13 protein-coding genes are annotated in these 13,330 nt (G+C 65.5%); 9 read left to right on the top strand and 4 right to left on the bottom strand.

Features of this window, described 5'->3' with window-relative positions:
• Nucleotides 1-86 precede the first annotated feature (86 nt).
• Genes ACSFA7_RS18735 through ACSFA7_RS18695 form a run of 9 tightly spaced genes read left to right on the top strand, consistent with a single transcriptional unit; the run spans nt 87 to nt 9,869 of the window.
• On the top strand, nt 87-1,568 hold the full coding sequence (locus ACSFA7_RS18735; RefSeq protein WP_435500761.1) for a UbiA family prenyltransferase: 1,482 nt from the start codon (nt 87-89) through the stop codon (nt 1,566-1,568).
• Nucleotides 1,565-2,905, top strand: coding sequence for an FAD-binding protein (locus ACSFA7_RS18730; RefSeq protein WP_435500760.1), 1,341 nt, complete (start codon nt 1,565-1,567; stop codon nt 2,903-2,905). The genes ACSFA7_RS18735 and ACSFA7_RS18730 overlap by 4 nt, the downstream gene beginning before the upstream one ends.
• On the top strand, nt 2,902-3,648 hold the full coding sequence (locus ACSFA7_RS18725; RefSeq protein ID WP_435500759.1) for an SDR family oxidoreductase: 747 nt from the start codon (nt 2,902-2,904) through the stop codon (nt 3,646-3,648). Before ACSFA7_RS18730 ends, ACSFA7_RS18725 begins: the two co-directional genes overlap by 4 nt.
• A gap of 37 nt (nt 3,649-3,685) precedes the next feature.
• Complete coding sequence (locus ACSFA7_RS18720) at nt 3,686-4,621, top strand: NAD-dependent epimerase/dehydratase family protein (RefSeq protein WP_435500758.1); 936 nt, start codon at nt 3,686-3,688, stop codon at nt 4,619-4,621.
• Nucleotides 4,622-5,968: an NAD(P)/FAD-dependent oxidoreductase gene (locus ACSFA7_RS18715; RefSeq protein WP_435500757.1), complete on the top strand. Its 1,347-nt coding sequence runs from the start codon at nt 4,622-4,624 to the stop codon at nt 5,966-5,968.
• Nucleotides 5,969-5,978: 10 nt separating this feature from the next.
• The gene (locus tag ACSFA7_RS18710; protein ID WP_435500756.1) at nt 5,979-6,368 is read left to right on the top strand and encodes a GtrA family protein; all 390 of its coding nucleotides are present in this window, start codon (nt 5,979-5,981) and stop codon (nt 6,366-6,368) included.
• Nucleotides 6,365-8,461, top strand: coding sequence for a hypothetical protein (locus ACSFA7_RS18705; protein ID WP_435500755.1), 2,097 nt, complete (start codon nt 6,365-6,367; stop codon nt 8,459-8,461). The genes ACSFA7_RS18710 and ACSFA7_RS18705 overlap by 4 nt, the downstream gene beginning before the upstream one ends.
• Nucleotides 8,462-8,466: 5 nt before the next feature.
• Nucleotides 8,467-8,844 carry a GtrA family protein gene (locus ACSFA7_RS18700; protein ID WP_435500754.1) on the top strand — a complete coding sequence of 126 codons (378 nt, stop codon included), beginning with the start codon at nt 8,467-8,469 and terminating at the stop codon, nt 8,842-8,844.
• On the top strand, nt 8,841-9,869 hold the full coding sequence (locus ACSFA7_RS18695) for a glycosyltransferase family 2 protein (RefSeq protein WP_435500753.1): 1,029 nt from the start codon (nt 8,841-8,843) through the stop codon (nt 9,867-9,869). Before ACSFA7_RS18700 ends, ACSFA7_RS18695 begins: the two co-directional genes overlap by 4 nt.
• A gap of 4 nt (nt 9,870-9,873) precedes the next feature.
• Here ACSFA7_RS18695 and rfbC read toward each other — a convergent pair whose 3' ends face one another.
• The 4 genes from rfbC to rfbB are packed head-to-tail and all read right to left on the bottom strand — an operon-like array spanning nt 9,874 to nt 13,314.
• Complete coding sequence (gene rfbC, locus ACSFA7_RS18690) at nt 9,874-10,422, bottom strand: dTDP-4-dehydrorhamnose 3,5-epimerase (protein ID WP_435500752.1); 549 nt, start codon at nt 10,420-10,422, stop codon at nt 9,874-9,876.
• On the bottom strand, nt 10,419-11,315 hold the full coding sequence (rfbA, locus tag ACSFA7_RS18685) for a glucose-1-phosphate thymidylyltransferase RfbA (RefSeq protein WP_435500751.1): 897 nt from the start codon (nt 11,313-11,315) through the stop codon (nt 10,419-10,421). The genes rfbC and rfbA overlap by 4 nt, the downstream gene beginning before the upstream one ends.
• A gap of 32 nt (nt 11,316-11,347) precedes the next feature.
• Complete coding sequence (gene rfbD / locus ACSFA7_RS18680) at nt 11,348-12,238, bottom strand: dTDP-4-dehydrorhamnose reductase (RefSeq protein WP_435500750.1); 891 nt, start codon at nt 12,236-12,238, stop codon at nt 11,348-11,350.
• Complete coding sequence (gene rfbB, locus ACSFA7_RS18675; RefSeq protein ID WP_435500749.1) at nt 12,235-13,314, bottom strand: dTDP-glucose 4,6-dehydratase; 1,080 nt, start codon at nt 13,312-13,314, stop codon at nt 12,235-12,237. The genes rfbD and rfbB overlap by 4 nt, the downstream gene beginning before the upstream one ends.
• Between the last annotated feature and the right edge of the window lie 16 nt (nt 13,315-13,330).

Raw genomic sequence — 13,330 nt, 5'->3', positions numbered from 1 at the left:
ACAGCCACGGCCGATCAACCCGTCGCGATGTCTCCGGGCCGCCCCAAGCAAGCTAGCACCGCAGTGCGAAGCACGAAGGTAATCCAATGAGCGCCTTGCCCCACGTGGAAGACGACATCGGCACGCCCCCTTCCCAGGCGATTGCGGGGCAGAGAATCATCGCCGTCGACCTGGACGGAACGCTGATCCGCTCCGACCTGCTGGTCGAGAGCGTTTTCCTGCTGCTGAGATACCACCCGCTGCTCTTCGTGAAGGCCCTGTTCTGGGTCCTGAAGGGCAAGGCCTATTTCAAGCGAAGGATCGCCGACGCGGTCTCGCCCATCGTTCAGACGCTGCCCTACAACCAGCCGCTCGTCGCATGGCTCGAGGCACAGAAGAAAACCGGCGCCCGCCTCGTGCTGGCCACGGCGTCCGAAACACGCCTTGCCAGGGACGTCGCAGCCCATCTCGGCCTCTTCGACGAAGTCCTCGGCACCGAGAACCAGAACCTCGCGTCCACCAACAAGCGCAAGGCGCTGGTCGCACGCTACGGCGAGCAGGGCTTCGAGTACGTCGGCAACTCGTCGGCCGACCTGAACGTGTGGGGCTCCGCGAGCGTCGTACACGTGGTGAATCCGGAGTTCGGCGTGCTCGTGCGTGCGCGCCGCATCGGACGCATGGGGCAGGTGTTCGACGATCGCGCGAGCTACCTGCGCGTGCTGCGCAAGGCGCTGCGCCTGCACCAGTGGGCCAAGAACCTGCTGGTCTTCGTGCCCTTGCTCGCAACGCACCAGATCACGAACCTCGAGCTGATGCTCAATGGCGTGCTGGCATTCATCTGCTTCGGCATGTGCGCGTCGAGCGTGTACATCCTGAACGACCTGCTCGACCTGAAGGACGACCGGCAGCATCGCACCAAGCGCAATCGGCCCCTCGCGGCTGGGACCTTCCCGATGGTGCATGCCATGGTCTGGATGGTGGCGCTGCTCGTGGTGGCGTTCGGCGTGGCGCTCGCGTCGTTGCCGTGGCGGTTCGCGCTCGTGCTTTGCGCGTATTACTTGCTCACGCTGGGCTACTCGCTCTGGATCAAGCGGCTGGTGATGCTCGACGTGATCACGCTGGCCATGCTCTACACGGTGCGCGTCGTGGCCGGCGCGGCCGCCATCTTCGCGCCGCTGACGTTCTGGATCCTCGCGTTCTGCATGTTCATGTTCCTGAGCCTCGCGTTCGTCAAGCGCTACACGGAGCTCTACGACGCCAAGGAACAGCGCAAGGGCGACGCCGTGCCCGGCCGCGGCTACCAGCTGCAGGATTTCGAATTGCTCGCATCGCTCGGCGGCTCCTCGGGCTACCTGTCGGTGCTGGTGCTGGCGCTCTACATCAACGACACCGCCGCATTGACCCTCTACGGGCACCCCAAGCTGCTGTGGGTGGCCTGCCCGCTGCTCCTGTTCTGGCTGAGCCGGGTCTGGCTGATCGCGCACCGCGGCCAGATGAACGACGACCCCATCGTCTTCGCGCTGCGCGACCGCGTGAGCCAGTTGATCGGCCTTGCGTTCGCAGGCACTTTCGTCCTCGCTTCGCTTTGAACCCGCGCACTCGCCTGTCCTGGGGAAGGTACCCGCAGCACCCGCAGACGGTCCATCCTGTCCAGTGGCCTTCGGAGGTCGGCGGGGCCGTGGCCGCCGCGCTCGCGGCCGGCACCGGCGGCACCCTGGCGTTCGGCATGGGCCGCAGTTATGGCGATTCGTGCATGGCCGAATCGGACCACGTGGTCACCACGGCCGGCTTCGACCGGGTGCTCTCGGCGGACTGGGACACCGGCACGGTCGTGGCGCAGCCGGGCCTGACCCTCGGCGCGCTGATCGACATGGCCCTGCCGCGCGGCTGGTTCCTGCCCGTGACGCCCGGCACCAAGTTCGTCACGCTCGGCGGCGCGGTCGCCAACGACGTGCATGGCAAGAACCACCATGTGACGGGCACCTTCGGCCGCCACGTGAGGCGCCTGTCGCTGCTGCGCACCGACGAAGGCGTCGTCGAGTGCTCGCCCGGGGAAAACGCCGACCTGTTCCAGGCGACCGTCGGCGGGCTCGGGCTCACGGGCATCGTGCTGTCGGTCGAACTGCAGTTGCGCCGCGTCGCATCGGCCTATGTGGACCAGTGCGCCATCAAGTTCGGTGGTCTCGATGAATTCTTCGCGTTGTCCCAAGAGCTCGATGCGCGCCACGAATACGCGGTCGCCTGGGTCGACTGCCTGGCCACCGGTCGGCAGGCGGGACGGGGCCACTACATCGTCGGCAACCACGCAACCGACGGACGGCTGCAGATCGCGGCGCCACGGCCCAAGAGCATGCCGGTGGACCCGCCCTTCTCGCTGGTCAACGGGCTGACGCTCAAGGCCTTCAACGCCCTCTACTACCATCGCCAGCAAACGAAGCGCGTGACGTCGGTCGTCGGCTACGACCCTTTCTTCTATCCACTGGACGGACTGCTGCACTGGAACCGCATGTACGGACGCGGCGGCTTCCAGCAATACCAGTGCGTGATCCCCCACGCGAACGCCCGCGACGCGATCCGCGCGATGCTCTCGGAGATCGCGCGCAGCGGCAGCGGCTCCTTCCTGGCGGTGCTCAAGCGCTGCGGCGACATCCGCTCGCCGGGCCTGCTCTCGTTTCCGCTGGAAGGCGTGTCGCTCGCACTCGACTTCGCCCAGCGCGAGGCCGCCAACACCGCCCTGTTCGCCCGGCTCGATGCGCTGGTCGACGAAGCGGGCGGACGCCTCTACCCGGCCAAGGATGCGCACATGAGTGCCGCGCATTTCCAGAAGGCCTATCCCGCGTGGCCCCGCGTCGAGGCGCTTCGCGACCGCCATCTGCAATCCCGCTTCTGGCAGCGGGTCACCCAACCGGTCACCACCATCTCATGACGATCAAGAACATCCTCCTCATCGGTGCGACCTCCGGCATTGCCGAAGCCGTGGCGCGCCGCTATGCCGCATCGAACTGCAACTTCGTGCTCGTGGGCCGGGACACGGCCAAGCTCGACATCATCGCCAGCGACCTCACGGCGCGCGGTGCGGCGGGTGTCCACGTGCTGCCATGGGACGCGCACGACGTGTCGCAGGCCGGCGCAACGATTGCCAGCGCGTGGCAGCAACTTGGAACGGTGGACCTCGCGCTGATCGCGCACGGCTCGCTGCCCGACCAGGCACGCGCCGAGGAAGACCTCGCCTACGCCATCGAACAGTTCCGCCTCAACGGCGAGAGCGCCGTCGTCTGCATGCTGGCGCTGGCGCAGCATTTCCGGAAACAAGGCAACGGCACGCTCGCGGTGATCGGCTCGGTGGCCGGCGACCGGGGCCGGCCGACCAACTACGTGTACGGCGCCGCCAAGGGCGCCGTGGAAGATTGCGCATCGGGCCTCAGGGCAAGCCTCTTCAAGCAGGGCGTGCACCTGCTGCTCATCAAGCCCGGCTTCGTGGCCACGCCGATGACGGCACACCTGGAACTGCCGGGTGCGTTGACGGCCTCGGCCGACCAGGTGGCACAGGACATCCAGCGCGCGGTGGCACGCGGCAGCGACGTGCTCTACACGCGCTGGTTCTGGCGCTGGATCATGCTGATCATCAAGAGCATCCCCACGAAGATCTTCAAGCGCCTGAGCCTCTGACGCGCACCGCGCCCCAAAGACAAATCACGCAAGACCCATGAACAAGAAAATCGTACTGCCCGGCGGCGCCGGCCTCGTGGGCCAGAACCTGGTGGCCCGGCTGCGGGCCCGCGGCTACACGGACATCGTCGTGCTCGACAAGCACGAGCACAACCTCGCCGTTCTCCAGAAGACGCAGGACGGCGTCACCGTGGAGCACGCCGACCTCGCCAGGCCCGGCACCTGGCAGCGGCACTTCGAAGGCGCGCACACCGTGGTGATGCTGCAGGCCCAGATCGGCGGCATCGACTACCGGGAGTTCGAGGACAACAACGTCTCCTCCACCGAGCTCATCCTCGAGGAAATCCGCAAGCACAAGATCCCGCAGCTGGTCCACATCAGTTCGTCGGTGGTGGAGTCGGTCGCGGACGATTTCTACACGCGCAGCAAGAAGGAGCAGGAGCGCATCGTGCTGGAGAGCGGCATCGAATGCCCGATCCTGCGGCCGACGCTGATGTTCGGCTGGTTCGACCGCAAGCACCTGGGCTGGCTGTCGCGCTTCATGGCGCGCGTGCCCGTGTTCCCGATTCCCGGCAACGGCAAGTTCATGCGCCAGCCGCTGTACGTGGGCGACTTCTGCAACGTGATCATCAGCTGCATCGAAAACGACGTGCGCACCGGCATCTTCAACATCACGGGCCACGAGCAGGTCGACTACATCGACATCATTCGCGAGATCAAGCGCGTGACCAAGGCCAAGGCGCACATCGTGAAGATTCCCTACGGCCTCTTCTATGCGCTGCTGTGGGTGTGGTCGCTGTTCGACCGCAACCCGCCTTTCACCACGCAGCAGCTGCAGGCGCTGGTGGCGCGCGACGAGTTCGAGGTCATCGACTGGCCCGGCATCTTCGGCGTGCGCAGCACGCCCTTTGCCGAGGCGGTCGAGGAAACCTTCAACCACCCGGTCTACAGCCAGGTTGCATTGGAGTTCTGAATGACAGCGCCCTCCATCTCGGCCCCAACTTCCACCACGCCATCCCAGCGCATCGCGGTGCTCGGCGCCGGCCCCATGGGCCTGGCCGTGGCCTATCAACTGACGCTCGAAGGCCATCGCCCGGTGGTCTTCGAGGCCGACGACCGCGTGGGCGGCATGACGGCGGCGTTCGACTTCAGCGGCTTGCAGATCGAGCGTTACTACCACTTCCATTGCATTTCCGATGCGGCCTTCCTGCAGGTGCTGGACGAGCTGGGCCTCGGCGCGAAGATGAACTGGGTCGCCACGAAGATGGGCTACTGGTACCAGAACCGGCTGCAGGCCTGGGGCAATCCGGTGGCGCTGCTGCGCTTCAAGGGCCTGGGCCTCGTCGCCAAGTTCCGCTACGGCCTGCATGCCTTTCTCTCCACCAAGCGCAACGACTGGAAGCCGCTGGATCGCCTGGACGCCACGGAATGGATCAAGCGCTGGGTCGGTGCGGAAGCCTACGAGGTGCTCTGGCGGCGCCTCTTCGACTACAAGTTCTACGACTACAGCTCGAACCTCTCGGCCGCATGGATCTGGAGCCGCATCCGGCGCATCGGGCGCTCGCGCTACAGCCTCTTCAAGGAGAAGCTGGGCTACCTGGAAGGCGGCTCGCAGACGCTGCTCGATGCGATGAAGAACGCCATCGAAAGCAAGGGCGGCGAGATCCGCCTCTCGTCGCCGGCCTCGAAGGTCGTGATCGAAGCGGGTGCGGTCAAGGGCGTGCAGACCGCCGCCGGCATGGAAGCCTTCGACAAGGTGATCAGCACGGTGCCGCTGCCCTACGTGCCGCGCCTCATGCCGGATCTGCCGCCCGAGGTGCTCGCGTCCTTCGCGGCCCTGAAGAACATCGCGGTGGTCTGCGTGATCGCCAAGCTGCGCAAGCCGCTGACCGAGAATTTCTGGCTCAACATCAACGATCCCGAGATGGATATCCCGGGCCTCGTGGAATACAGCAACCTGCGGCCCATGAGTCCGCACGTGCTGTATGTGCCGTTCTACATGCCGGGCGAGCACCCGAAGTTCCAGGATGCGGACGAGGTGTTCCTGGCCAAGGTGCGCACCTACTGCATGAAGATCAACCCGAGACTCACGCTCGACGATTTCGTCGACATGCGCGCGAGCCGCTACCGCTACGCGCAGCCGATCTGCGACCCCGGCTACCTCGACCACCTGCCGCCGGCCGCGCTGCCGGTGAAGGGCCTGTGGGTGGCCGACACGTCGTATTACTACCCCGAAGACCGCGGCATCTCGGAGAGCATCGGGTTCGGTCGCCAGCTGGCGACCTCCGCGGCCCTTGCGATGCCGCAGGCCGCCGCGTGAGAAGCCTGCCGTGGTGATTCCCCAGTTCCTGCGCTTCCTGATCGCCGGTGGTGTCGCCGCGGCCGCCAACTACGGATCGCGCTTCGTCTTCAGCATCTGGCTGAGCTACAGCGTGGCGATCGTGCTGGCCTACGTGGTGGGCATGATCGTCGCGTTTGCGCTCATGCGGCACCATGTCTTCGATGCCAGGGCCGGTGACCTGCGCGCGCAGGTCGCGAAGTTCGTCGTGGTGAATGTCTTCGCCGTGCTGCAGACGCTCGCGATCAGCCTGGTGCTGGTGCACTGGGTGTTTCCGGCCTTCGGCGTCGTGAACCATGCGGAAGCCATCGCGCACCTCGTGGGCGTGCTTGTGCCCGCGGTCACAAGCTACTTCGGGCACCGGATGCTGACGTTCAAATGAACCTCGGCTCCACCGAAACCAGGCGCTCCTTCTGGCCTGTCCTCGCCTGCGTCGGGGTCTTTCTCTGCCTGATCGCCGGGCTTGCTTCATCCGACATTCCTGCCGCGCAGACGCTGAAGAACGCGAAGCCCTACCTCCTGTTCGCGCTGGCGCTCGGCGGCGTCGCCCTCGTCGGCGCATGGCGGCGCACGAATCCCGCGGTGCTTCTGCTGGCGGTCTTCGTCATTCTTTCCGTCCAGTTCGTCGAGGTGTCCGCCTTCATCGCGATGCCGGCCTTCTTCCTTGCTTCCGCCGTGGTGGGGCAGAGGATCGCGCGGCGCTTCGGCATGGACGACCTGCTCCTGGCCACATTCATCGGCATCTTCGTGTTGACGGGTGCGATCGGCTGGACGCTTCCCTACAAGATCCACACACGCTTCATCTACACGGTCCTGCTGGTCGGGCTGCTCTGCCTGGAGCGCCGCGCAGCGCGCGAGGTGCTGGCGGCGACGTGGCGAGGATGCGCCGAGGCCCTGTCGGGCTCGAAAGTCGCCGCGAACCTCGCGCTCGTCATCCTCATCGCCTCGCTGTCCGTCGCATGGCGGCCGAACGTCTTCTACGACGACCTTGCCTACCACTCGATGCTGCCGACACAGCTGATCCATCTGAGCTTCTACCGGTTCGACGTGGCGACCCAGATCTGGGCGGTCGCGCCCTGGGCCTCCGACATCGTTCATGCGGTGGTGAGCGTGCTGGCCGGCACGGAGTCCCGCGGGGCAGTCAACATCGGGTGGTCCTGGCTCGCCTGCTGCGCGCTCTGGCGGCTCGGCGCACTCATCGGACTGAACGACAGGTGGAAATGGCTGAGCATTGCGCTCTATGCGAGTCAGCCCTACATCAGCGGCCTCTTCGGGACCGCGCAGGTGGAGAACGAGCTCGTTCCCCTCACTCTGGCACTGGCCATCCTCTGCGTGCGGATCTGCAGGGACAAGGACCCGAATGCGATCTACGCGGTCGTGATCCTTGCCGGGCTGTTCGCCGCGCTGAAGGCGTCGCAGGCATTGGTGATCGCGCCGCTGCTTCTGGTCTGCGCGCCTGCGCTGCTCAAGGCCAACCCGCGCAAGCTGGTGGTCGCCGTGGCCATTGCCCTCGTTTTCTGCGCGTCCAGCTACGTCTACGCCTGGTTTCTCACCGGCAACCCGCTGCTGCCCCTTTTGAACGCCTACTTCAAGTCGCCGTTCTTCCCGGTCGCGAATTTTCATGACGCGCGCTGGTCGCAAGGTCTGAACTGGCGCAGCCTCTGGGACCTCACGTTCGCGACACAAAGGTACCAGGAGGTCGAGGCCGGCGGCGCGGGACTGTCGGTGCTGGCGCTGAGCATCCCGCTGCTCGCGACGCTGGCCACGCCGGCGCTGCGCCGCACGACCCTCTGGTTGCTGCTCGCGCTCGTCGGCATGTTCGCAGCGATCCAGTACCTGCGCTACATCGCGCCGCTGCTGGTCGTTTCGATCCCGATCGCGCTGTTCGCCGTGCAACGGCACTTGGCGCCGAAAGTCGCGACGGGCGCCATCGTCCTCCTGGTCCTTGCCAACCTGGTGCTCATTCCGGCATCGATCTACCTGCCAGGGGAGAAGCTGCTCCAGGGGCAACTTCGCTCCCTGGTCAAGAAATCGAACGGCGATCCGAACGAACAGACGCTTCGAACCTTCGCCTTCGAGGCCATCGCCGCCGCGCATCTGCTGAAGGATCCCACCGATGCAAGGGGCGTCTTCCTTGCCGACAAGGAGCGCCCCTTCACCGCGCCGTTCGCGGGCCGCGCCTTTGCCCAGAGCTGGTACGACACCTACTTCTCGACAGCGGGTGCCAATGCGGACGCCGACCTCACGGGCGAGCGCTGGAAGCAGCTTCTGTCGCACCACGGCATCGGCTTCGTGCTCGCGAAAAACGATCCGGCTGATCGCCCCGCGTTGCGGACCGTGCTGCGCGCAGAGGCCGAGCCCACCCTCGTGGGCCCGACCCATACGCTCTATTGCCTGTGCAAGCCGCAGCCCACGGCCGCCGGCGACGCGCTCTACAAGACCCGGGACCTGAGCGCCCGGCTCAGGCTGTTCTGAAAGCCATGCGGCAACTCTTCCTCTTCGGCGTGATCGGCGTGACGCAACTCGTCGCCGACACGCTGATCTTCTACCTGCTGCTCAAGCTGTCGGTCACACCGTGGATCGCGAACTCTCTCTCCCGGTTCCTCGCGCTTCTGCTCGGGTTTGCGCTGAACGGCGCCATCACGTTCAGGCAGCCCGACAACACGGCATCGACCTCCAAGAAGAGCTTCGTCCGCCTGCTGGTCCTGTGGCTGGTGCTGACCCTGGTGAGTTCGGAGCTGGTCACGCTGGCAAGCCACCATGTCTCCGACCATCGATTGCTTGCGGCCAAGCTCGGGATCGAGCTGGTGCTGGCGTTCGTCTCGTTCTTCATTTCAAAGACCTGGGTCTACCGATGACGCCATCACCGAACGCCGTCTCACCCTCCATCGCCGTCGTCATCCCGTGTTACCGCTCGGGCGAACTGGCCCTCGATGTGGTCCGGCGCATCGGCCCGGAAGTCGGCTGGATCTTCGTCGTCGATGACTGCTGCCCGGTCCAGACCGGCCAAACGGTGCAGGCGCACAGCACCGACCCGCGGGTCACCGTGCTTTTCCACAGCGAGAACCTGGGCGTGGGCGGCGCGGTGATCACCGGCTATATCGCGGCGATGAAGACGGGCGCATCGGTCGTCGTCAAGATCGACGGCGACGGGCAGATGGCACCGGAACGCATCCCGCAGCTTTGCAGCCCGATCCTTTCGGGGCAGGCAGACTACGTGAAAGGCAACCGCTTCCATATCGCCGGCGGTGTGGCCGCGATGCCACCGCTTCGCCTCATCGGGAACGTCGCGCTCTCGTTCATCACCAAGGCGTCCAGCGGCTACTGGCAACTGTTCGATCCGACCAATGGATACACCGCGATCCACACCCGGGTGCTGGCCGAACTGGACACGGAAAAGATCGCGAAGCGCTACTTCTTCGAGTCCGACATGCTGTTCCGGCTGAACCTGTTGCGGGCGGTGGTTTCCGAGATGCCGATGAAGGCCGCCTACGACGGCGAGCCGTCGAGCCTGAGTCCGGCGAAGGTGATCGCGCCGTTCCTGAAGGGCAACACGCGCAACTTCTTCAAGCGCGTGCTCTACCGCTATTTCGTCTCGGATTTTTCGCTCGCCTCGCTGGAGCTGGTGTGCGCGGTGCCGCTGCTGGCGTTCGGCATCCTCTATGGCGCCGAGCATCTGCTCTCGAACCGCATCAGCGGTGGCGTGGCCTCCGCCGGGACGGTGATGGCGTCGGCCCTGCCGATCATCCTGGGGTTCCAGTTGCTGCTGTCGTGGCTCAACTACGACGTGTCGAGCCAGCCTACGCAGGCCCTGCACCCGCAGTTGCCGCCGCTGACGGACGATGCACGACAAGAAGCGCAGCGCCCGCCGGCGCCGCACTGATCGATCAGTCGAACAGCGAGGCGTTCGCCAGCAGCGACGCCGCGGCGTCCTTGCCCGACAACTGCGGCTCGACGCCGGTCGCGGGCCATTCGATGGCCAGCTGCGGGTCGTTCCAGACAATCGCGCGCTCGTGGGCGGGCGCGTAGTAGTCGGTGGTCTTGTAGAGGAATTCCGCGGTCTCGCTCAGCACCAGGAAACCGTGGGCGAATCCGGCCGGCACCCAGAGCTGCTTGTGGTTGTCTTCGTTCAGCTCGACACCCACCCATTTGCCAAAAGTCGGCGACGACTTGCGGATGTCAACGGCCACGTCGAACACCGCACCACGCACCACCCGCACGAGTTTTCCCTGCGGCTGCTGGATCTGGTAGTGCAGCCCCCGCAGCACACCCTTGGCCGATCGCGAATGGTTGTCCTGCACGAAGTCGACATGCTTGCCGATCGCTTCGTCGAAGGCCTTCTGGTTGAAGCTCTCGAAGAAGAAGCCCCGTGCGTCGCCGAACACCTTGGGTTCGATCACGATCACTTCGGGGATTGCGGTGGGCGTGGCCTTCATGAACGCACCTCGTCGTTCAGCAGGTGCTTGAGGTACTTGCCGTAGCCGCTCTTTTCCAGCGGCGCCGCGAGCTTCTCAAGCTGCTCGGTCGAGATGAAACCATTGCGCCATGCGATTTCTTCGGGGCAGGCGATCTTCAGGCCTTGACGATGCTCGAGCGTTGCAATGAACTGTCCGGCTTCCAGCAGGCTGTCGTGCGTGCCGGTGTCCAGCCACGCATAGCCGCGCTGCATGATCTGCACATTCAGCTGGTCGAGGTCGAGGTACGCCTGGTTGACCGCGGTGATCTCGAGTTCGCCGCGCGCGCTGGGCTTCACGGCCTTGGCGATGTCGACGACCTGGTTGTCGTAGAAGTAGAGGCCCGTGACCGCATAGCTGCTCTTGGGCTTGAGCGGCTTCTCTTCGATGCTGCTCGCCCGGCCCTTGGCATCGAAGGCCACCACGCCGTAGCGCTCGGGGTCGTGCACGTGGTAGGCGAACACCGTCGCACCCGAGGTCTTGGCATCCGCATCGGCCAGGAGGTGGGCGAAGTCATGGCCATAGAAGATGTTGTCCCCCAGCACCAGCGCGCTCGGGTCATTCCCCACGAACTTGTCCCCGATGATGAACGCCTGCGCCAGACCATCCGGGCTCGGCTGCACCGCGTACTGCAGGTTCATGCCCCACTGGCTGCCGTCGCCCAGCAGTTGCTGGAAGCGCGGCGTGTCCTGCGGCGTGCTGATGATCAGGATGTCGCGCATGCCGCCGAGCATCAGGGTGCTCAGCGGGTAATAGATCATCGGCTTGTCGTACACCGGCAGCAGCTGCTTGCTGAGCGCCAGCGTCGCGGGATGCAGACGGGTGCCCGAGCCACCGGCGAGGATGATGCCTTTGCGTTGCGTCGTCTTGGTCATGGGGTGTTCGTGTCTCTCTTGCTCTGCGGATATCAAAAGGTTTCGCGCAACATGCGGGCGACACCGGACTGCCACTCGGGCAGCACGAGGCCGAAGGTCGATTGCAGCTTGGTCGTGTCCAGACGCGAGTTGTGCGGCCGCGTGGCCGGCGTCGGGAATGCAGTGGTCGGCACAGGCTCGACCGCTTCGGGGCCGGCCTTGAGTTCCACGCCCGCCGCCTTCGCCTGCTCGATCACGAAGCGCGCATAGCCATGCCATGTGGTCACGCCACCGGCCACTGCGTGATAGAGCCCGGCTTTGGACGGGTTCTGCAGCGTCGCGCGAATCGCATGCGCGGTGATGTCCGCCAGCAGCTCGGCGCCGGTGGGCGCGCCGAACTGGTCGTCGATGACCGTGAGCTTGTCGCGCTCCTTGGCGATGCGCAGCATCGTTTTCGCGAAGTTGCCGCCGCGTGCCGCATAGACCCAGCTGGTGCGAAAGATCAGGTGCTTTGCGCAGTGCTGAGCCACCAGCTGCTCGCCTTCGAGCTTGGTGCTGCCATAGACGCTGAGCGGCCCGGTCGCGTCGTCTTCCTTCCAGGGCTTGCTGCCACTGCCGTCGAAGACGTAGTCGGTCGAGTAGTGAACCATCAGCGCGCCGATCTGCTGCGCGGCCTCGGCCACCACGCCGGGCGAGGTGGCGTTGAGCTTGCGCGCGAACTCGGGCTCGCTCTCGGCCTTGTCGACCGCGGTGTGCGCCGCGGCATTGACGATGACGTCGGGGCGCACCTTCAGCACCGTCTCGGCCAGTTGCTCGGGGCGGCTGAAGTCGGCGTTGAAGTCGGTGCTGTCGAAATCGAGCGCCACCAGTTCGCCCAGAGGCGCGAGGCTGCGCTGCAGCTCCCAGCCGACCTGTCCGCCCTTGCCCAGCAGCAGCAGCTTCATGCAGAGGCCTTCGCCGGTGCGGCGTCGTATTGCTTCTCGACCCACTCGCGGTACGCGCCGCTTTGCACGTTGCGCACCCACTCGCCGTTCGCGAGATACCACTCGACCGTCTTGCGGATGCCGCTGTCGAAGGTCTCGGCGGGCTTCCAGCCGAGTTCGCGCTCGAGCTTGCGCGCGTCGATGGCGTAGCGGCGGTCGTGGCCGGGGCGGTCGGTCACGTAGGTGATCTGTTCCTTGTACGGCTTGCCGCCGGCCTTGGGGCTCAGCTCGTCGAGCAGCGCGCAGACGGTGTTGACGATCTCGATGTTGGGCTTCTCGTTCCAGCCGCCCACGTTGTAGGTCTCGCCGAGCTTGCCGGCTTCGAGCACGCGGCGGATGGCGCTGCAGTGGTCCTTCACGTAGAGCCAGTCGCGCACCTGCATGCCGTCGCCGTACACGGGCAGCGGCTTGCCGGCCAGGGCGTTGACGATCATCAGGGGAATGAGCTTCTCGGGGAAATGGAACGGCCCGTAGTTGTTCGAGCAGTTGGTGGTGACCACCGGCAGGCCGTAGGTGTGGTGCCAGGCGCGCACGAGGTGGTCGCTGGCGGCCTTGCTGGCCGAGTAGGGGCTGTTGGGCTCGTACTTGTTCTCTTCGGTGAAGGCCGGGTCGGTCTTGGAAAGCGAGCCGTAGACCTCGTCGGTCGACACGTGCAGGAAGCGGAAGGCCGCCTTCTGGTCGGCGGGCAGCGCATTCCAGAAACCGCGTACGGATTCGAGCAGGCGGAAGGTGCCCAGCACATTGGTCTGCACGAAGTCTTCGGGGCCGTGGATCGAGCGGTCGACGTGCGATTCGGCCGCGAAGTTGACCACGGCACGCGGCTTGTGCTCGGCCAGCAGGCGGTCGAGCAGCGCGCTGTCGCCGATGTCGCCCTGCACGAAGATGTGCTTCGGGTTGTCCTTGAGGGACGCGAGCGTCTCGAGGTTGCCCGCGTAGGTCAGCTTGTCGAGATTCACGACCGGTTCATCGCTCTGTGCGAGCCAGTCGAGTACGAAATTGGCGCCAATGAAGCCTGCGCCGCCGGTTACCAGGATCATGAGGTCCCCTGTTGTT

Origin of the sequence: Variovorax trehalosi, from assembly GCF_051216415.1 — a bacterium.
In the GTDB taxonomy this organism is placed as follows: domain Bacteria; phylum Pseudomonadota; class Gammaproteobacteria; order Burkholderiales; family Burkholderiaceae_C; genus Variovorax.
Note: the sequence above shows the minus strand (reverse complement) of the source record. Positions and strands in the feature narration are given on the sequence as shown.